16 protein-coding genes are annotated in these 20,688 nt (G+C 39.6%); 11 read left to right on the plus strand and 5 right to left on the minus strand.

Annotated elements, in window-relative coordinates:
- Nucleotides 1-35: 35 nt before the first annotated feature.
- A complete protein-coding gene (rplS, locus tag PCNPT3_RS01565) occupies nt 36-392 on the plus strand; it encodes a 50S ribosomal protein L19 (RefSeq protein WP_015464119.1) in 357 nt (118 codons plus the stop codon).
- 65 nt (nt 393-457) lie between these two features.
- On the plus strand, nt 458-826 hold the full coding sequence (locus tag PCNPT3_RS01570) for a YbaN family protein (RefSeq protein ID WP_015464120.1): 369 nt from the start codon (nt 458-460) through the stop codon (nt 824-826).
- A 40-nt stretch (nt 827-866) separates the two neighbouring features.
- Here the strand turns inward: PCNPT3_RS01570 and PCNPT3_RS01575 are convergent, their stop codons facing one another.
- Complete coding sequence (locus PCNPT3_RS01575) at nt 867-2,807, minus strand: ATP-binding protein (protein WP_015464121.1); 1,941 nt, start codon at nt 2,805-2,807, stop codon at nt 867-869.
- Nucleotides 2,808-3,112: 305 nt separating this feature from the next.
- Between PCNPT3_RS01575 and hldE the strand changes: the two genes are divergently transcribed.
- Nucleotides 3,113-4,549, plus strand: coding sequence for a bifunctional D-glycero-beta-D-manno-heptose-7-phosphate kinase/D-glycero-beta-D-manno-heptose 1-phosphate adenylyltransferase HldE (gene hldE, locus PCNPT3_RS01580; RefSeq protein WP_015464122.1), 1,437 nt, complete (start codon nt 3,113-3,115; stop codon nt 4,547-4,549).
- A 76-nt stretch (nt 4,550-4,625) separates the two neighbouring features.
- On the opposite strand, the gene PCNPT3_RS01585 is transcribed toward hldE, so the two are convergent.
- A complete protein-coding gene (locus tag PCNPT3_RS01585; RefSeq protein WP_015464123.1) occupies nt 4,626-5,945 on the minus strand; it encodes a TolC family outer membrane protein in 1,320 nt (439 codons plus the stop codon).
- A 92-nt stretch (nt 5,946-6,037) separates the two neighbouring features.
- Here PCNPT3_RS01585 and nudF point away from each other — a divergent pair, with 92 nt between their 5' ends.
- The 7 genes from nudF to tadA all read left to right on the plus strand — a co-directional run bounded on the left by nudF (nt 6,038) and on the right by tadA (nt 12,508).
- Nucleotides 6,038-6,679 carry an ADP-ribose diphosphatase gene (gene nudF / locus PCNPT3_RS01590; RefSeq protein WP_015464124.1) on the plus strand — a complete coding sequence of 214 codons (642 nt, stop codon included), beginning with the start codon at nt 6,038-6,040 and terminating at the stop codon, nt 6,677-6,679.
- Between the two features lie 301 nt (nt 6,680-6,980).
- Nucleotides 6,981-7,808 carry a 3',5'-cyclic-AMP phosphodiesterase gene (cpdA, locus tag PCNPT3_RS01595; RefSeq protein ID WP_015464125.1) on the plus strand — a complete coding sequence of 276 codons (828 nt, stop codon included), beginning with the start codon at nt 6,981-6,983 and terminating at the stop codon, nt 7,806-7,808.
- A complete protein-coding gene (locus tag PCNPT3_RS01600) occupies nt 7,808-8,380 on the plus strand; it encodes a YqiA/YcfP family alpha/beta fold hydrolase (RefSeq protein ID WP_015464126.1) in 573 nt (190 codons plus the stop codon). The genes cpdA and PCNPT3_RS01600 overlap by 1 nt, the downstream gene beginning before the upstream one ends.
- Nucleotides 8,381-8,627: 247 nt before the next feature.
- A complete protein-coding gene (parE, locus tag PCNPT3_RS01605; protein ID WP_015464127.1) occupies nt 8,628-10,517 on the plus strand; it encodes a DNA topoisomerase IV subunit B in 1,890 nt (629 codons plus the stop codon).
- A gap of 172 nt (nt 10,518-10,689) precedes the next feature.
- A complete protein-coding gene (ndk, locus tag PCNPT3_RS01610) occupies nt 10,690-11,118 on the plus strand; it encodes a nucleoside-diphosphate kinase (RefSeq protein ID WP_015464128.1) in 429 nt (142 codons plus the stop codon).
- Between the two features lie 14 nt (nt 11,119-11,132).
- Entirely contained in the window at nt 11,133-12,005 is an 873-nt protein-coding gene (locus PCNPT3_RS01615; protein WP_015464129.1) for a prepilin peptidase, read from the plus strand.
- Entirely contained in the window at nt 11,960-12,508 is a 549-nt protein-coding gene (gene tadA, locus PCNPT3_RS01620; protein WP_015464130.1) for a tRNA adenosine(34) deaminase TadA, read from the plus strand. The genes PCNPT3_RS01615 and tadA overlap by 46 nt, the downstream gene beginning before the upstream one ends.
- A 43-nt stretch (nt 12,509-12,551) precedes the next feature.
- Here tadA and mltF read toward each other — a convergent pair whose 3' ends face one another.
- Nucleotides 12,552-14,525 (minus strand): membrane-bound lytic murein transglycosylase MltF, encoded by a 1,974-nt coding sequence (gene mltF / locus PCNPT3_RS01625; protein ID WP_015464131.1) that lies wholly within the window; start codon nt 14,523-14,525, stop codon nt 12,552-12,554.
- 254 nt (nt 14,526-14,779) lie between these two features.
- Here mltF and purL point away from each other — a divergent pair, with 254 nt between their 5' ends.
- Nucleotides 14,780-18,676, plus strand: coding sequence for a phosphoribosylformylglycinamidine synthase (gene purL, locus PCNPT3_RS01635; RefSeq protein WP_015464132.1), 3,897 nt, complete (start codon nt 14,780-14,782; stop codon nt 18,674-18,676).
- Nucleotides 18,677-18,774: 98 nt separating this feature from the next.
- Here purL and hemW read toward each other — a convergent pair whose 3' ends face one another.
- Both hemW and PCNPT3_RS01645 read right to left on the minus strand, forming a co-directional pair.
- Nucleotides 18,775-19,914 (minus strand): radical SAM family heme chaperone HemW, encoded by a 1,140-nt coding sequence (gene hemW / locus PCNPT3_RS01640; RefSeq protein ID WP_015464133.1) that lies wholly within the window; start codon nt 19,912-19,914, stop codon nt 18,775-18,777.
- Nucleotides 19,915-20,080: 166 nt separating this feature from the next.
- Nucleotides 20,081-20,683 carry an XTP/dITP diphosphatase gene (locus PCNPT3_RS01645; protein ID WP_015464134.1) on the minus strand — a complete coding sequence of 201 codons (603 nt, stop codon included), beginning with the start codon at nt 20,681-20,683 and terminating at the stop codon, nt 20,081-20,083.
- Nucleotides 20,684-20,688: the final 5 nt, after the last annotated feature.

Below are 20,688 nucleotides of genomic sequence, written 5' to 3' on the forward strand. Positions count from 1 at the left end.
TGTTATTGGCTAACTAGGTAATTAAAGGTATTAAAATGAGCAATATTATACAAGCAATAAATGACGAACAGTTACGTACAGATATCCCTGCGTTTTCGCAAGGTGATACAGTTATAGTACGTGTTCGCGTAAAAGAAGGTGAAAAAGAGCGTCTTCAAGCATTTGAAGGTGTTGTTATCGCTAAGCGTAACCGTGGTTTACATTCAAACTTTACCGTTCGTAAAATGTCGGGCAGTGAAGGTGTTGAACGTGTATTCCAAACACATAGTCCACTTGTAGGAAGCGTTGAAGTTAAACGTCGTGGTGTGGTTCGCCAAGCTAAACTTTACTACTTACGTGAACTTACTGGTAAAGCAGCTCGTATTAAAGAAAAATTGGGTAAGAAAAAATAATTTTCTTTACTGCAATGTAGAAAAGCTCGCTTCGGCGGGCTTTTTTTTGGATCAAGGTAAATAATATGCAAAATATAAAACGTTATTTATTACTTATTGCCGGTTTTATTAGCCTTTTTGTTGGACTTATCGGGATCATTATTCCTTTATTACCTACGACACCTTTTCTCATTTTGGCCTTGGCTTGTTTTTCGCGGAGCTCGTATTATTTTCAACAATGGTTGTTAAATTTGGCCTATGTAGGGCCCATATTACAAGATTGGCATACGCATCGCTGCATAGAAAAGCCTAAAAAAGATAAAATAATGCTTTTAACGGTGTTCACCTTTGCACTGTCCATTTATTTTTTATCGGCCGTTCCTGTTTATCAATATTTACTATTAACTATTTTGTTTGTCTTATTATTTTTTATTCACCGTATCGCTGAAAAATAATACTACACTCCCACTTTGAATGTATTTTATCCTCTCTATTTTAATTTTCTGTGCTTAGAAAAGTGCAACGTGCACTTTTGATATTGGTACTCGCAATGGGTAAGGTAATGATAAAGCGCGTGAACTCGCCTAGCTCCGATTGAACTTCAATATGGCCATTATGGCTGGTAACAATTTGTGAGCAGATAGTAAGACCAATGCCTAATCCAAAATTACCTTTACGTTTAGTGGTATAATTAAGTTCAAATATTTTATCGATTTGCTCTGCATTTATTCCCGGACCATCATCTTCAATAATGACTTGTATACATGGCTCTGCTTCATGGGCGTAATATTTTGTCATAATAGTTAATTTACCGGCACCCTCGGTAGCGTCAATCGCATTTGAAATGATATTTGTCCATACTTGCTCTAATTCAATGGGGTAGCATTCAATGTTAGGTAATATTTGATATTCTTTTATTACCTCATAATGTTTTAATTTGTTTTCAAAAATAATGAGCGTTTCTTCAATGCCATCATGAATGTTCGTCGCTTTGCTAGATGGGTTATCTTGGCCTGCATAATGTTTTAAACTTTTCACCAGGTCAGCAATGCGCGCAGCACAGACTTTATTGTTACGTAATATACAGCCTGCTTGATAAAACTTATCTAATAAAATAATACTCTCTTCAATATCTCTCCCGTATTCGAGAGGAATTGAGGTTTCATCTAAATGCATACTCACTAACATTTTGGCGAGCTTAGTATTTTCCATTGTTTGCATTAATTTTTTGCTACGGCGACGGATTTCAGAGGTCGAAAGCGGAATAAGCGTCAAGCCTTGCAGTAATGTTGAAAAAGCAAGCTCAGAAAATTTATTGTTTTTTTGAGTACTAAATAATGCAGATATTAAGGATGTTAAGTTATCAGAGCCTCTTAATATGGCGCTGATAGGGTTATTCAATTCATGTGCAACACCTGCGACTAATTGTCCTAATACCGCCATCTTTTCGCTACTGACTAATTGCTCATGGGCTGCATCAAGGGATTTTAAACTTTCTTGTAGGGCAAGCTCAGTGGTAATGCTATGTTGTAGGCGTCGGTTAAAATTTCGCAATAATAAATTGGTAAAAGGGGCAAGTAACGCAACGTTAGATTGCAATATTTTTGAAAAAACACTGTGGCTGACTTTGAGTACTTCTGTTTCAACCAGCGTTATCCCTGTACTAAAAGATTTTTCGCCGGTGATAAATGACATACCACCGACCATAGAGCCTTCGTGCATATTAATAATATCTTGGACTTTTCCACGGTCATTGCGTTTTCGTAATAATACTTTACCTTTACTAATAAACCATAAAAAGCAATTTGTCTCACCCTCTCTTGTTAAAAGGTGGCCTGATCGGTAGGTCCTGATCACCTGATGCTCGTCGTTATCTTCGAGTATTTTGTATAATGATTGGATCACTAATAAGGATAATTCTTTGTCACTGTAAATAGAATAATCAAGGAAACGATCTTGGAATGTCGAAATGTTGGTTAGTGAACCTTTTCTGATGTTGAAGAGGTTCTCTTGTATTGCCGTCAATGGCATGTTTTTCGTGCGTAGCGCATGCTCGATATTATTTTTGTATTGATGAAATTGTGCTGTAATAAGTGTTTTTAACGCATCTCGTTGGTATGGAAGGAGAATAAAATGATCTATTTTATTCTCGTTTAGTAGCGAAATTAGATCGCTACAGCAGGGCTTATGCGCATAGATTATTTTGCGTGTTAAAGTGTTTTTCATTAACTTGAATAAGTTATTTGCACTGCCATCACTTAACAATTGAGCACAAATAATAATACTAATCGTATGCTTTTCTTGCTCTATTTTTTGTAGCGCTTCACTTTGTGTTTTTGCGCTCAGTAGGTGCAAAACGAGTCTGGACGACAGTAAATCTTGTTGGATATTTGTGAGTTGTTGTTGATTGCTGTCGACACAAAGGATGGTTAGCATGTTCTCTCCAAAGAGCTTTATTTGATGTTCATGATGATATGTTGATTCTTGTTGGGTGCAGAGTCAATACTAGAAATGGGTAATTCGTGGAAATGTGATAACCTTAGCGTTTATAAAGTAAATATTAATGTTTTTAGCTATCGTAGCTGCGACCATCAACGTATTGCCATCAAAGTATTGTGCGGACACAACCGCGTATATTAAGCGTCAATCAAAGGTATTATGATATATTAAGTCGTAGCGCTAGCACCTGTACATTCGCCTCTGTAGGCGTAACAGCCCATTATTTTTAAATAAGAGTAAACATGAAAATTACATTACCGGAATATGAAAAAGCCCAAGTATTAGTCGTTGGCGATGTCATGTTAGATCGATATTGGCAAGGCTCGACTGGCCGAATATCACCAGAAGCGCCGGTGCCTGTGGTGAAAGTCGAGCACATTGAGGAGCGCCCTGGTGGTGCTGCAAATGTTGCATTAAATGTGGCAGCCTTAGGCTCAAAAGTGACATTAATCGGTTTAGTTGGTGATGATGAGCCCGCTAATGCGTTAAGAAATGGCTTAAAATCAGTACATGTGAGTACTGATTTTGTAACCTTAGCGAAATTCCCAACGATAACCAAGCTTCGCGTGCTGAGTCGTAATCAGCAATTATTGCGTTTAGACTTTGAAGAGGGTTTCCATGATGTGGATAGCGCGCCGTTACTTGAAAAAATGCAACGTGGACTAGAAAGTAATGTGGGCATGGTTATTTTATCGGATTACGATAAAGGCTCATTAGCAGATGTTCAAAAGATGATCCGTCTTGCTAACGCTGCGAATGTACCCGTATTGGTCGATCCTAAAGGCAGTGATTTTGAAAAATATCGAGGTGCGACGTTATTAACACCTAATTTATCTGAATTTGAAGCGGTCGTTGGTGTGTGTAAAAATGCAGCTGAAATTGTTGAGAAGGCATTAGGCTTGATTGATAAATTTGAGTTTGATGCTTTATTAGTGACGCGCAGTGAAAATGGCATGACCTTGATCCGTAAAGGACAAGAGGCTTTTCACCTTGCAACACAAGCGCAAGAAGTCTTTGATGTGACAGGTGCAGGAGACACCGTTATTTCTGTTTTGGCAACATCACTGGCAGCGGGCAGTTCTTTTGAGCATGCTTGTACGCTTGCTAATGCAGCTGCGGGCGTTGTAGTGGGTAAAATAGGTACTTCTACCGTTAATACAATTGAGCTTGCTAACGCCGTCTATAGCCAGCAAGAAATAGGCTTCGGTGTACTCAATGAAGAGCAATTAAAATTAGCGGTTAAGCTCGCTCAACATCGCGGTGAAAAAGTGATCATGACCAACGGCTGCTTTGATATTTTACATGCTGGGCATGTTTCGTATCTTAATAGTGCGCGCGAGCAAGGCCAACGCCTTATTGTTGCTGTTAATAGTGACGCATCAGTGCGCAGTTTAAAAGGGACTGGGCGTCCTGTAAACTCAGTGGATCGTCGTATGGCTGTATTAGCCGGCTTAGGCGCTGTTGATTGGGTGATTGAGTTTAGTGAAGAGACGCCGCAACGTTTAATTGCTAATTTACTGCCGGATATGCTCGTCAAAGGTGGCGATTATAAAATTGAAGATATTGCCGGTGGCGTAGAAGTGATTGCAAACGGTGGCAGTGTTCGCGTTTTACAATTTGAAGAGGGTTGTTCTACTTCGCAGATTATCGAGAGTATTCGCAATAACAAGTCAAACTGATCAACTCTTATGAGCATAAAAAAAGGAAGCATTAGCTTCCTTTTTTTTGTTGAGAAAAAGTAAATATTTCCCCTTTTTATTTATCAGATGCTTTGATTAATCCGGCAGAGATATCTTTAATATCTTGTATTGATAAAGTGCCTGCTGAATATTTCAGTTGTAGTCGACTTAAAATATAATCATAACGAGCATTCGCCAGTAAATCTTCAGACTCAAATAAACGTCTTGTAGAATCAAGCACATCAACAATGGTACGTGTACCCACCTCAAATCCCGCTTCGATTGCTTCTAAAGCACTCTTTGAGGAGATAACGGTTTGCTCGTAGGCTGTGATTGAGCTAATAGACGCACGTACATTGTTATAGCCACTTTTTATATCTGCATCAATACTGCGAAACGATTGTATTAAATCTTCACTGGCCATGACATAGCTGTATGTCGCTTGGTTGACTAACGAATTGGTTTTGCCACCGGTGTATATTGGGAGGTTAAATTCGATACCGATACTGGCATCACTCATATCAATATCTGAGCGGCGTAAGGCATCATAATCAGTATTGTTATAACCGATACGTGCGCTTAAATCGAGCGTCGGTTGATGACCTGTACGTGCCAATTTAATTTGCATTTGTGCAAGATCTTTGGCGATACGTTTTTCATGTAACAATAAGTTATGCTCTAAGGCATTATTATGCCAAAGCGTTACATTACCTTCTAAGGGCGCAGGTGAAAAAATATCTGTATTGAGTAAATCGATATTGCGGATGTCTTCGCCTGTTAATTCGCGTAAGGCGTAGTATGAATTAATTAATTGATTTTTTGCTTTAATAAGGTCGGCATTAGTGCGATCGAATTCGGCTTGTGCTTCATGCACATCTGTTATCGCAATTAAACCGACATCAAAGCGTTGCTTAGTTTGCTCTAATTGACGTGCAACCGCGCGTTTGTTGGCCTGTACTGATTGCACACTTTGGTGAGCACGTAATACATTAAAGTAGATTGAGCTCGTACGTAGGATCAGGTTTTGTTGTGCGTAACCATAAATCGCCGCGTATTGAGTGGCTTGTATTTCTGCTAAATCTAGCTCTTTCCAATAAGTGCCATTATAAAGAGATTGGCTTAGTGATAAATTGGCGCCGTAATTGGTGTTAGAGTTGATATCGTCTTTATCTTTACTTTTCCCTGCATTTAGGCCAAAACCAATTTGCGGTAAAAGGGATGCATTTGAAGCGCTGACTCTTTCAAGGTAGAGATCATATTGGGCTTTGCTTTTTTGAATAATAGGATCTTTTAGTTGCGCAGTTTCATATATTTGTAATAAATCGTCTGCACTAACGACAGAATTAAAGCTTGTTAATGCAATAAAGGTTGCAAGCGTTAATTGTTTAATTTTCATGGTATACAATCCTAGTGTATAGGCTAATTAATAATGTATAAATTAGCATAGAATAAATAAATTAAAACTAGAATTTAGGAGATTAGCAGAAAATGAACGAACATTCATTTATTAGTTGTCGTGATTTTAAGCGTTACACAAAAGACGACGTTAAAATTATAAAAAAAGAGACGTTATACAAAGGATTTTTTCAATGTAACAAGTATACGTTGCAGCATAGGCTGTTTTCTGGAAAGTGGAGTGCGTTAATTGAGCGTGAATTTTTCGAACGTGGAAATGCAGCCGCGGTATTAGCTTATGATGAAAAAAACGATTGTGTTATTTTAGTTGAGCAGTTTCGATTTGGCGCATTGGGGGGGACACAATCCCCTTGGTTACTTGAATTAGTGGCGGGAATGGTTAAGGACGGTGAATCATCCGAAGATGTTGTGTTACGCGAGGCGTTTGAAGAAGCAGGGCTTAGGTTGACGTCTTGTCAGTTTATTATGAATTGCTTGGTAAGCCCTGGAGGCACCACTGAGAAAGTAGATCTGTTTATTGCGAATGTGGACAGTGAGGGAGTTAAAGGTATTTATGGATTAAGTGAGGAAAATGAAGATATTCGTGTGCACGTGATTGCTCGGGAAACAGCTTATCAATGGGTTGTAGAGGGAAAAATTAATAATGCCATGACGGTTATTGCGCTGCAATGGTTAGAATTGAATAAAAAAACATTAAAATTGTTATCAAATTAACATTTTTAAATTTTAATTTATCCACATCGCTGTGCAGATGTTAATATCATAGTATCGAAAGTCATTTGGCTAAGAAAAGCACGATGACGAAAGTGTGTGCAGATAAAATATAAAACAAGTCATCATTAGCATTAAGAAAACGGAAAATGTCTTATTATTTTTTACTTGGTTTTTAGGGGAACTTTTTCTATAGATCATGTGACAAATATAAATAATTAAGACTATTGATGCGTGTTTGCTTCTGATATTAAAAAGAAAATTAGTTAAGCGCATTTCTTATAACGGATATAAAAGAAGTACTATGAATAAAACAAGCACACTACTGCCCGTTGACACATTGGGTCATTTATCTTTGCTGCAAATTACCGACTCACATTTATTTGCAGATGTAGACCATCAGCTATTAGGCGTTAAAACGGCCCAAAGCTTTAAGGCAGTCGTTGAGTTGGCATTAAAAGATGCCCCTGCGTGTCAAGGTGTGCTTGCAACAGGCGATCTAACGCAAGATCATTCAGAGCAATCTTATTTCTCCTTTGGCCATGAAATAAAAAAATTAAATTTACCCTGTTATTGGTTACCCGGAAATCATGACGTACAAAGCGTTATGCTACCGAGTTTATTAGAAGAGGGTCTGGCCGCTATTAAGTTATTGCAAAGTGAATATTGGCAAATAATATTATTAGACTCGCAAATTCCGAGTATGGCGCATGGCCATTTAAGTATTGAGCAATTGGTTTTCCTAAAAGAAGCATTAACTCAAAACCCTGATAAATACACGCTCATTTGTGTACATCATCATGTATTACCGGTCGGGAGTGCTTGGCTGGATCAACACATATTAAAGAATCATCAGGCATTACTTGATATTATTGCGCCGTTTAAGAAAGTACGCGCGGTCTTATCTGGGCATGTCCATCAAGCGCAAGAAATATGTTTAAACGGTGTCACTTTTTTTACTTCTCCATCAACATGCGTGCAGTTTAAACCTAATTGTGATGATTTTACGCTCGATGACACTGCGCCGGGATATCGTTACTTATCATTGCGTAAAGATGGCTCTATTGAAACGCGTGTCGAACGTATTCAACAAGGTCTATTTCATGCAGAAGCTGACGCTCAAGGTTATTAGTGCGTAAAATATTATTACTATTACACGGGTTTCATAGCTCTCCCAAATCAAAAAAATCGCAACAAATGCAGGCTTATTTAAGCTTGCATCATCCCGAGATCACCTTTATTTGCCCACAGTTACCTTGCTTGCCCGAAGATGTTTGGCAGTTATTATGCGATTTAAAAGAGCAATATAAAGATGCAGCAATAGGCGTAATAGGGAGTTCTTTAGGTGGTTATTTTGCGACTAAATTAGCACAAGAATTTGCATTGAAAACGGTGTTAATTAACCCAGCGGTTACCCCTTATCATTTGCTCACAACCTATATTGGCGATCAAATACAGCCCTATACGGGCGAAAAGTATGAAATTAACAGTGACTATATGGGTAAATTACAAGCGTTAGATGTTGAGTCTCTGCGTTTTCCTGAAAATATTTGGTTATTACAACAAGAAGGCGATGAGGTATTAGATCATTGCCATGCCAAAATAAAATATGCGCATTGCAAGATAACGTCGGAGAAAGGAGGCAATCATAGCTTTAGCGGTTTTGAGCGTTTTATTGGCGAGATCCTGACCTTTCTTTTTTAGCTTTAATACTTATCATATGTGGGTAACTTCATTTTAAGATAAGCAATAATGATTAAAAATCGCGTGCACATTACAAAAACACTTTTACTATATACAGGCAGACTATAAAAAATTATTCCACGTCTCTTTTATAGTTATCTTGGAATAAAAACACCTCAAACCCTTGTTTTCTTAGATGCAGATGCGTTATTCCTGATATAATTGCGCTTCTTTTATTTTTCCCTTTCTATTTTTAGCAGGTATTGTGATGAGCGAACAGTATAACTCCGACTCCATTGAAGTCCTAAATGGCCTTGATCCGGTGCGTCATCGTCCCGGTATGTATACTGAAACGAATCGTCCAAATCATCTTGCTCAAGAAGTCATTGATAATAGTGTCGACGAAGCGCTTGCTGGACATGCAACCTCTATTCAGGTGATCTTACATGAAGATCAGTCGATTGAAGTAACTGATGATGGTCGTGGCATGCCCGTTGATATTCACCCAGAAGAGAAAATATCCGGTGTTGAACTTATCTTTTGTAAATTACATGCTGGTGGTAAGTTTTCAGGTAAAAACTATGCCATTTCGGGCGGTCTACATGGAGTAGGTATTTCCGTCGTTAATGCACTTTCAGCCCGCGTTGATGTCAATATTAGGCGTAATGCAAAGGTCTATCATATTGCTTTTGAGCACGGCGAAAAAGTAGAAGAATTAAAAGAGATTGATACTTGTGGTAAGCGCAATACGGGGACGAGTGTACATTTCAGACCGGATCCTCGCTATTTTGATAGTGCTAAATTCTCTGTTTCTCGTCTATTGCATTTGTTAAAAGCGAAAGCGGTATTGTGTCCCGGATTAAGTATTAAGTTTAAAGACAGAGTAAATAAAAATAATTATCACTGGTGCTATAAAGATGGGTTAAATGATTATCTTTTAGAGGCGGTGCATGAGAATGAATTATTACCCGCAACGCCTTTTGTTGGTCAGTTGATGGCAAATGGCGAAACAGTTGACTGGGCCATTGTCTGGTTGCCTGAAGGCGGAAACTCATTATCTGAAAGCTATGTGAATTTGATCCCTACCATTCAAGGTGGGACGCATGTTAATGGTTTTAGACAAGGCCTGCTTGATGCCATGCGTGAATTTTGTGATATCCGCAGCTTATTACCGCGAGGGATCAAATTAAGCCCTGAGGATATTTGGGATAAATGCGCCTACATTTTAAGTGTGAAAATTAAAGAGCCTCAATTTGCAGGGCAGATGAAAGAGCGCTTATCATCAAGGCAATGTGTGGCGTTTATTTGTGGTGTGGTGAAAGATGCCTTTAGTTTATGGCTCAATGCACATGTTGGTGAAGCGGAAGAACTCGCTTTATTTTGCATTCAAAACGCACAAATACGTAGTCGTAAAAGTAAAAAAGTCGCCCGTAAAAAAATAACTCAAGGCCCTGCATTACCCGGGAAACTGACCGATTGTTCATGCCAAGAGCCGGAGCGTGGTGAATTGTTTCTCGTGGAAGGGGACTCTGCTGGGGGCTCTGCCAAACAAGCCCGCGACAGAGAATTCCAAGCGATTTTACCGTTGCGCGGAAAGATTAAAAACACATGGGAAGATGACTCAGATGTTATTTTAAACTCAGAAGAGATTTATAACATTTCGATAGCGATAGGTATTGATCCGGCATCGAATGATCTTTCTGGATTACGTTATGGAAAAATTTGTATTTTAGCCGATGCTGATTCCGATGGATTGCATATTGCGACGCTTATTTGCGCATTATTTGTTAGGCATTTTAGAGCGGTGGTCGATGCGGGGCATTTTTATGTGGCGATGCCTCCCTTGTATCGTATCGATGCGGGTAAAGAGGTTTTTTACGCGCTCGATGAGGGTGAAAAAGAAATTATTTTAGAGCGTATCGCAAATAAAAATAAGCGCAGTAAAATTAATGTTCAGCGCTTTAAAGGACTGGGTGAAATGAATCCAGATCAACTGCGAGAAACGACAATGGATCCGAATACGCGCCGTTTAGTACAATTAACGACAGAAGACTCAGAGAAAATGTTAGAGGTAATGGACATGTTATTGGCAAAAAAACGTGCAGGAGATCGAAAGGAGTGGTTAGAAACAAGTGGGGATATGCTTTCGGTTGAGTAATGTTATTGTGTAAATAATGATGTATGAATAGAACTTTATATGCCTAACTACTCAAAATATAAGTATTTTTAGCTTAAAATGTGAGCTGCGATATTATCTATTTATATTTTGATTGCGACTTGATGAGAATTTGTTTTATATTGCCTCACCATTCATTTAGGAGGCTAATATAATGCCGTTACAAAGAACACTTTCAATGATAAAACCTGATGCTGTTTCTAAAATGTTGATAGGAACGATCATTGCTCGTTTTGAAAAAGCGCAGTTAACCCCTGTTGCGATTAAAATGTTACATTTAACGAAAGCACAAGCTGAAGGTTTTTATGCTGAGCATCAAGGTAAAGGTTTTTTTGAAAATTTAGTGGAGTTTATGAGCTCTGGCCCGATCCTTGTTTTAGTATTAGAAGGTGAAAATGGCATTGCTCATTACCGTGAACTCATTGGTCAAACAGATCCTGCTAAAGCATTAGCTGGGACTATTCGTGCCGATTTTGCGGAATCTCTTAGTTGCAATGCGGTACATGGCTCAGATAGCCCTGCATCTGCATCGCGAGAAATTGCTTATTTCTTTAGTGATGAGGAAATTTGCTCACCTAGTTAATTTATGGAATAAAAATGAGTGATTTTTTAGTTTTGATGGATCAAATACCCGCGCTGTTATACATCATGGTAACTTGTTTGGGATTACTCATAGGATCGTTTTTAAATGTAGTGATATACCGTTTACCCGTGATGATGGAGCGTGCATGGAAAGCGGAATGTGCTGAATATTTCCCTGAAACAAAATTAATTGCAGACGAAGATACTTTTAATCTTATTTTGCCTCGTTCACGCTGTCCTAAATGTTTACATATTATTGGCTCCCTTGAAAACATTCCTATTATTAGCTGGTTATTACAACGCGGAAAATGTAAACACTGCGCTTGTAAAATAAGTGCCCGTTATCCCTGTGTTGAGCTATTAACGGCTATTATGTCCTTGGCCGTTGCTTATGTTATTCCGTTCGGTTGGCCTCTCCTCTTTGCTTTGATTTTTACTTGGGTATTGATTTGTCTGTCTTATATTGATTTTGATGTCATGTTATTACCTGATCAATTAACCTTGCCACTACTTTGGGTGGGTTTACTCGTCAATTTATCCTATAGTTTTGTGTCGATTAATGATGCTGTGGTGGGGGCTATTTTGGGTTATTTAAGTCTATGGTCAGTATATTGGCTATTTAAGCTTGCCACGGGTAAAGAAGGCATGGGTTATGGCGACTTTAAATTGTTAGCTGCATTAGGCGCTTGGTTTGGCTGGCAGGCTCTGCCTTTAATTATTTTGCTGTCTTCTTTTTCAGGGGCAATTATCGGTATAGTCTTATTACTCTTATCTAAAAACAAAGAAAGTAAGCCGTTACCCTTCGGCCCTTATTTAGCCATCGCGGGTTGGATTTATCTAATATGTGGCCCTTTATTAACGCAATATTACTATGCGTTGATTTTATAGTGGATCCATTAGTTAACGATGAAAAGTGGATGCAATATGCCTTGTTACTTGCGGATAAAGCGGAGGCACTCGGTGAAGTGCCGGTAGGTGCTGTGCTTGTTAAAGATAATGAGGTTATTGCAGAGGGGTGGAACTTATCTATCCTAAGCCATGATGCTTGTGCGCACGCGGAAGTGATGGCGGTGCGCGAAGCGGGACACAAGCTACAAAACTATCGATTGATAGACTGTACGCTTTACGTAACCTTAGAGCCTTGTCCGATGTGCGCAGGTGCATTAGTGCATGCGCGTATTAAGCGCCTTGTTTATGGTGCGCCAGATTTAAAAACGGGGGCTGCAGGCAGTGTATTCAACTTATTGAGTCACGTTAAATTAAATCATCAGGTAGACATTACATCGGGCATTTTAAGCGACCAATGTAGCACTAAAATCAGTCAGTTTTTTAAACGCAGGCGTAAAGAAAAAAAAGCATTAAGAAAATCCTCGGCTAAACACGAGGCCTAACCTGCTTCTTCTCTACCTCCGGTTTGTTTTTCTATGAATTGGCCTAATTTTCAGTGTTTTCTTTAGGTACCTTTTCTGGGTTTAATTTGTTTTTAATTAAGCGCAACGATTCTTTTGCTTGTTGCGTTTCTTGTTGGCGTTTGCTTTGTTCTGCATTGGCTAAATCTTTTCGTAATTGATAACCCTTTTGCTCTGCCACTGCTTTTTTGTACGCTTGTTGATCTTCTTTTCTTTGGTTAAATATTTTATTTTGTTTTGCCTGCAGAGCTTGCACTTGAGCGTTAACGACATCTGCTTCATCTTGCAGACTTTCCGCTTCTAGTTGGGCATTTTTCTTCGCTTGCAACTGCTCTGCTATTTTTTGTGTTTGAATACGGAGTTGTTCTTGTAATTTCGCCTCGATTTTTTTCAATGCTATTTTCATCTTTTTAGACTGCTTACTCGCAGATAGGGTCGATAGTTTAGATTTTTCGAGCGCAGTTTCATTGATTTTGGTTGTGTTGATGGCTTTTTGTAGAGCGACGCGGCGCTCATCAATAGCCGTGATCGCTTGCTTTAAGGTGCGATCGCGCAGTGGTAACGCGAGTAAGGCTGCTTTTATCTTATCTGCTTTGGCTTTTTTCTCTGCTTGTTTCTGTTTACGTTGTAATATCTTTTGTTGTTGCTCATTAACAAACCAATTTAACGTTTTTAAGTATTGGCGAATATTATTCACATAGTGCTGTGCTTCTCTACCGCGTGCGTAACCGTAGCGTGTTTGTGAGAACCATTTCTTTTGATGTAATAGTGGTAAGTTATCTTTGACGTCAGACCAAGAATTCGCATCTTGATGGCGCATTTGAGTAATGCGTCTTGCATCCATTAAATGCCCATAACCGAGGTTATAACTTGCCAGAGCAAACCAAACTTTCTCATCTTCAGCAATGCTATCGGGTAAGCGATTAATGAGTTGTTTTAAATATTTAGCGCCACCTCTAATACTTTGACTGGCATCTAAACGGTTTTTAATCCCTAGATAATTGGCGGTATCTAGGGTGAGCATCATCATTCCTCGCACCCCTGTTGGCGATTTTGCAAGAGGATCCCAATGTGATTCTTGATAACTGACCGCCGCCAATAATTGCCAAGTCACTTCATCTGTTTGGTATTGTTTAAAGAGCTTCTCATATTTTGGTAAGCGACTTTCTATGCGCTTTAGATAGATCCGCGTATCGACAAAGTCAAAGTTACTAACATGACCAAAGTATTTTTCTTCTAATTTATTAATGGTCTTATTTTTATATTGCTCTCCAATAAATTCAATCATTAAGGCATATAAACTATCGTCATTATTACGATTAATAAGCCAGACCACCGGATTTTTTTCTGAAATAGTAAAGGCTTCGGCAAGAACAGGGTAATAACGCTGTTTTTGCGCCAAAGTAGAGCCATCGACAATGGCAAAAGCGAGTTCTTTCTCGGCAATTTGTCGTAATAAACTTTCTTGATCATCGTTATCGAAAACATTAATAATAAGATCAGGGGCTTTATTTAATAATCGCTCGAGGGTTTCTTCATGGCTACTTTCATTGAGAACGCCAATAGGTGCGTTGATATCAGAAATTTTTCGGGGACGATAACTGCCTTTGTGATAGACCACTTTTTGTGACGTGTAGTAATAAGGCGGAGAACTGCGATATTTTTCAGCGCGTTTAGGTGTGAGGGTTAGTCCGGCCGCGATAAAGTCGACATCATTATTATCGAGTGCTAAAAAAAGCATTTTTAAATTAGCATATTCTATAACGCGTAACGGTACATTAAGTTTGTCAGCAAATAGCTTACTTAATTCATAATCAAAACCACTGTATTTTTCACCATCAAAACTATAGGTAAGCGAACTATTGATTGTTCCAATAATTAACTCACCATTATCTTGAATGTCTTGTACTTTAGTACTGGCAGAAAATGGATGGCATGCACTCAGTAATAAAGCACTAAATAATAATATTACAATCTGCTGCATTTGCTTAAAACGCATAGAAAAGATCACCTAAATGTTAAAGAAAGTCGCTATATTCAGGGTTTTATCTGAAATAACAAAAATTAACTACGACTATAGAGTGTTTCTGTTTAATAAAAAATGCTTTTTGCATATAATGTCGCTCGTATCAAAGAAGCAATTATTTTTATCGATTTTTGTGAATAAGTTAGATATCTATTTGCAAGGACAATAATTGTGTAATTGACATCACCCAAGATCATTTACTTATTTAAAAATGAGAGAAATAACTTATGGAAATTTTGCGTGGGGCTCCGGCCTTATCGACGTTTAAAGTGCAGCAGCTATTACAAAACTGTACCTCTTTAAATCTTCCTGTAGAGGCAATATATGCTGAATATATACATGCTACAGACTTAAGTGAAAGTTTAAATGACCAAGAGCTCGTTGTATTACAAAAATTATTAACCTATGGTCCCAAGATAGCAGATCATCCACTTATTGGAACCTTATTCTTTGTCACTCCTCGCCCTGGAACGATTTCTCCTTGGTCTTCAAAAGCGACTGATATCGCTCATAATTGTGGTTTATTTAAAGTAAAACGCGTTGAACGTGGGATTGCGTATTATGTGCAGACATCGACGCCATTGTCTGCTACCCAACATAAAGCGTTATCTGACTTATTACATGATCGCATGATGGAAGTTGTTTTTAACGCGTTAGGCGATGCATCGCAGTTATTCATTCAAGGCTCTCCAGCCAAAATGCAAAGTATTAAAGTACTCAGTGAAGGCCGCAGTGCACTGCAAGCTGCCGATATGAAACTTGGCCTTGCACTGGCGCCGGATGAAATAGACTACTTGCTTGAAAATTTTATTAAATTAAAACGCGACCCCAATGATATTGAGCTAATGATGTTTGCACAGGCAAACTCTGAGCATTGCCGCCATAAAATATTTAATGCGCAGTGGACAATAGACGGTAAAAAACAATCTAAGTCTTTATTTAAAATGATCCGTAATACGCATGAAAGACACCCTGCGCATGTGCTCTCTGCTTATAAAGATAATGCTGCGGTAATGGAAGGCTATTCTGCGGGGCGTTTCTTTCCCGATGCGGATGGGCGTAAATTTAGCTATCACCAAGAAGACATCGATATATTAATGAAAGTCGAAACGCATAATCATCCTACTGCTATTTCTCCTTTTCCGGGTGCTGCCACAGGTTCGGGAGGCGAAATTAGAGATGAAGGTGCGACGGGTATCGGCTCAAAACCTAAAGCAGGATTAGTTGGATTTTCAGTGTCTAACTTACGTATCCCTAACTTTGTACAACCATGGGAAACTGATTTTGGTAAGCCTTCACGTATTGTTTCTGCATTAGATATTATGCTTGAAGCCCCTCTGGGCGGCGCTGCTTTTAATAATGAATTTGGACGTCCCAATATTTTAGGTTACTTTCGAACTTATGAAGAAAAAGTTGAAAGTCATAATGGTAGCGAGATCCGTGGTTACCATAAACCGATCATGCTTGCCGGTGGTTTAGGTAATATTCGACGTGACCATGTACAGAAAAAAGATATCCCCGTTGGCGCTGCACTTATTGTGCTTGGTGGCCCTGCTATGAATATTGGTCTTGGAGGCGGCGCAGCTTCATCAATGAACTCGGGCGCTTCAAGTGAAGATTTAGATTTTGCTTCCGTGCAACGTGAGAATCCTGAAATGGAGCGTCGCTGTCAGGAAGTGATTGATTGTTGTTGGCAGATGGGCGATGACAATCCCATTCAATTTATACATGATGTGGGTGCGGGCGGACTTTCTAATGCGATGCCTGAACTGGTTAATGATGCGGGACGAGGTGGTGTTTTTGATTTACGCGCCATTCCCAATGATGAAAAAAGCATGGCGCCACATGAAATTTGGTGTAACGAATCTCAAGAGCGCTATGTATTAGCGGTTAAACCTGAAAATTTAGCGATATTTGAAGCCATTTGTCAGCGTGAACGTGCATTATATGCGGTGATTGGTGAAGCGACGCAAGAATTGCATTTAACGCTTAATGACACCGAGTTTAATAATAAGCCCATCGATATGCCTTTGGATGTTTTATTAGGTAAAACACCTAAAATGCATCGTGATGTTGAAACTAAAGTGGCGGTTGGTAAAGCCTTAGATCTCACGGGTGTTACCTTAAAAGAGGCTGCTGAGCGCTTGTTACGTCTGCCTTCTATCGCAGAAAAAACATTCTTAATAAGTATTGGCGATCGCAGTGTCACCGGTCTTGTTGCGCGAGACCAAATGGTAGGGCCTTGGCAAGTGCCTGTTGCTGATTGCGCCGTAACTGCATCAAGTTATGATACCTATTTTGGTGAGGCTATGTCGATTGGTGAGCGAGCGCCTGTTGCCTTACTTAATTTTAGCGCTTCTGCGCGTTTGTCTGTTGCAGAATCTATCACCAATATCGCATGTGTTGATATTGGCGATTTTAAGCGTATTAAACTCTCTGCCAATTGGATGTCTGCAACGGGTCATCCGGGTGAAGATGCCGGGCTTTATGCTGCTGTGCACGCCATCGGTGAAGAATTATGCCCCGAGCTGGAACTCACTATTCCCGTGGGTAAGGATTCAATGTCGATGAAAACGCGCTGGAAAGATGAAAGCGCTAGCGATAAAGAAGTTATTTCTCCACTGTCCGTTATCATTACCGCGTTTGCTGCTGTGCGTGATATTCGCAATACCCAGACCCCGCAGCTGCGTACCGATAAAGGTGAAACAGATTTGATCTTAATTGATTTAGGCAATGGCCAGAATCGATTAGGCGGGTCGTCACTGGCGCAAGTGTATAAACAACTCGGTGATATTACCCCTGATTTAGACAATCCAGCATTGCTTAAAAGCTTTTTCAATGCGATGCAGAACTTGGTCGCTGATAAGCTACTTTTGGCTTATCACGATCGCAGTGATGGTGGATTATTCTCAACCGTGACGGAAATGGCTTTTGCGGGCCATTGTGGCGTGACTATCACGCTGGATCAATTGGGCTGTGATGATTTTGCTGTGCTCTTTAGTGAAGAGCTAGGCGCCGTTATTCAAGTGCAACGCGACGACAAAGAGAAAGTATTAAATATTTTAGCAGGACATGGTTTAACTACTAATGTTGCTGTTATTGGCACGTTAAATAGTACGGATCAAATTGAATTTACGCGTGATGGACAACACGTTCTCTCTGCTCCTCGCTCTCTATGGCGTGGCATATGGGCGGAAACGACCTTTAAAATGCAATCATTGCGTGATAATTCACAATGTGCCGAGCAAGAAAACAACGCTAAATTTGACGATTTAGATCCGGGCTTAAATGTGAAGTTAAGTTTTGATATCAACGAAGATGTTGCCGCCCCTTATATTATTAAAGGCATCGCACCGCGTATGGCAATTTTACGCGAGCAAGGCGTTAACTCGCAACAAGAAATGGCAGCTGCCTTTGATCGTGCCGGTTTTGACGCGATTGATGTACATATGAGTGACATTCTCTCTGGTCGCGTTACATTAGATGACTTTGCAGGGCTTGTTGCCTGTGGTGGTTTCTCTTATGGTGATGTACTAGGTGCGGGTGAAGGTTGGGCTAAATCGATATTGTTTAATGAGCGTGCTCGTGAGCAGTTCCAACGTTTCTTTGAAGCACCAAACTCCATCACGTTAGGTGTTTGTAATGGTTGTCAGATGCTTTCTAATTTAAATGAATTGATCCCGGGTAGTGAATTGTGGCCACGTTTTGTGCGTAATAGCTCGGAGAGTTTTGAAGCGCGCTTTAGTTTGGTCGAAGTGCAAAAAAACAATTCAATCTTTTTAAATGATATGGCCGGATCGTATATGCCTATTGCCGTGTCACATGGTGAAGGACGTGTCGAGCTGAAAAATGCAGAGCATCTTATCGCCCTTGAGCAAAGCAATAATATAGCGCTACGCTTTATCGATAATTACGCGAAGCAAACCGAGGCTTATCCCGCTAATCCAAATGGCTCTCCAGCAGGGATCACAGGGCTTAGCTCGAATGATGGACGCGTCACTATCATGATGCCGCATCCTGAGCGAGTATTTAGAACGGTTGCTAACTCTTGGCACCCTGATGAGTGGCAAGAAGATAGCCCTTGGATGCGTATGTTTAGAAATGCACGTAAACAATTAGGCTAATATTTAAGCTTGATTTAAATAATAAAAAAGAGAAGAAAGGTGACTTTCTTCTCTTTTTTTATACTCAATTTAAAGTGATCATGTCAAATGATCTGTGATCACATAAATAACGCTAATAGGTCGTTTAAATAGCGGTGGCCTAAATCAGTCACTAACCAATGATCCGTGTTTTTAACGAGCAGTTTTTTGTGCACCGCTTGATTGATAGGATCATCAATGGAGTCGAGACTTAAACCGGTATAAGATTCGAATTGCTCAAAAGGGATCGGCACAAAAAGGCGTAAACGATTTAGCATATATTCAAAGGCAAGCTCGTCTCGTGCGACATGTTCATATTTGTCTAAAAAAGCGCGATCCGATTGCAGATAACCTTTTGGGTGTTTTACTTTAACCGTGCGCACGATCTTATTTTGTAATGGCAATGTCAATTTACCATGGGCGCCACAGCCAATACCGATATAATCAGAAAAAGACCAATAATTTAAGTTATGTTGGCACTCAAAACCCTTTTTAGAGTATCCCGATATTTCATATTGAATATAACCATTCTCGGCCAGTAGTGCTTGTCCTGCTTCTTGAATATCCCAGAGTAAGTCATCTTCTGGCAAAATAGGCGGGTGTGAAAAATACTGGGTATTAGGCTCAATGGTGAGCTGATACCAGGAAATGTGCGTCGGTTGTAAGTCAATCGCACATTGCAGATCAGAAAGTGCGTCGCTGAGACTCTGATCCGGTAAGCCATGCATCAAATCAAGGTTAAATGTTTTTATCGCACACTTTTTAGCGTGCTTGGCTGCGCGAATGGCCTCATCTGCATTATGAATACGTCCTAAACGCTGCAACTTATCATTTTGAAAACTTTGTACGCCAAAAGAAAAACGACTAATACCCGCCTCTTTAAAGTCGGCTATTTTACTGTTTTCTATGGTGCCAGGATTTGCCTCTAAGGTGATTTCAATGTCTTTTTTGAAGGCGATTAAATTGCGGATCTCACTGAGTAACCAAGCAATGCCTTTTGCTGAAATAAGGCTTGGCGTGCCTCCTCCGATAAAAATAGTATCTAAAATTCGCCCTTGTGCGTAGACCAGATCTATTTTCAAATCATTAATTAATGCGCTTAAGTAAGCTTCTTCTGGGATTGTCCCTTGCAGTTTATGTGAGTTGAAATCACAGTAAGGGCATTTTTCAATACACCAAGGAATATGAATATAAAGGCTTAATGGGGGAAGCTGTAACATAGTGTGTTTTTCTATTATATTAATAATAAGTTAAGTGATATTGCTATCACAAGTATATTTGCATGGTACGTTAAGGGGGCAGATCAGCAAGGCAAATCGATTTTAATTTTTTCCCTTTAACGACGCTACGTCGTTAAAGGGTAGGGCGTTGTAGATATAAATATAACTAGCCTAATTGCACTTTTAATTTTTCAATTAATTGTTTTAGGGCTTGGCCTCGATGACTTAATTCACCCTTACGTTGTGGGCTAAGTTGTGCAGACGCACATGAATCAGAGCCAACCCAGAAAATAGGATCGTAACCAAACCCATTATCACCGTGCGCCTCAAGAGTAATACTTCCTTCCCATGTGCCTTGGCAAATGATCGGAGTAGGATCATCACAGTGGCGCATATAAACAAGTACGCATTGAAAACGCGCTTGTCGTTGCTGCTCATCTACGCCCTTTAAACTCTTTAATAACAGTTCAACATTATCTTTATCGCTCGCATCTTCACCGGCAAAGCGAGCAGAATAAATACCTGGTTTACCCTTTAAGAAGTCCACTTCTAAACCTGAATCATCGGCGATGGCTGGCAAGCCGGTTATTTTGGCTGCGTGGCGCGCTTTAATGATGGCGTTTTCTACAAATGTGGTACCCGTTTCTGCAACCTCTGAGACATTAAAATGGCTTTGTGCTAAGACTTCAATAGAGAAGCTATTAAGTAGCTTACTCATCTCTTTTACTTTGCCTTGATTACCCGTTGCTAATACCCATTGTTTTTTCATTGTTC

The sequence above is a fragment of the Psychromonas sp. CNPT3 genome (genome assembly GCF_000153405.2).
In the GTDB taxonomy this organism is placed as follows: domain Bacteria; phylum Pseudomonadota; class Gammaproteobacteria; order Enterobacterales; family Psychromonadaceae; genus Psychromonas.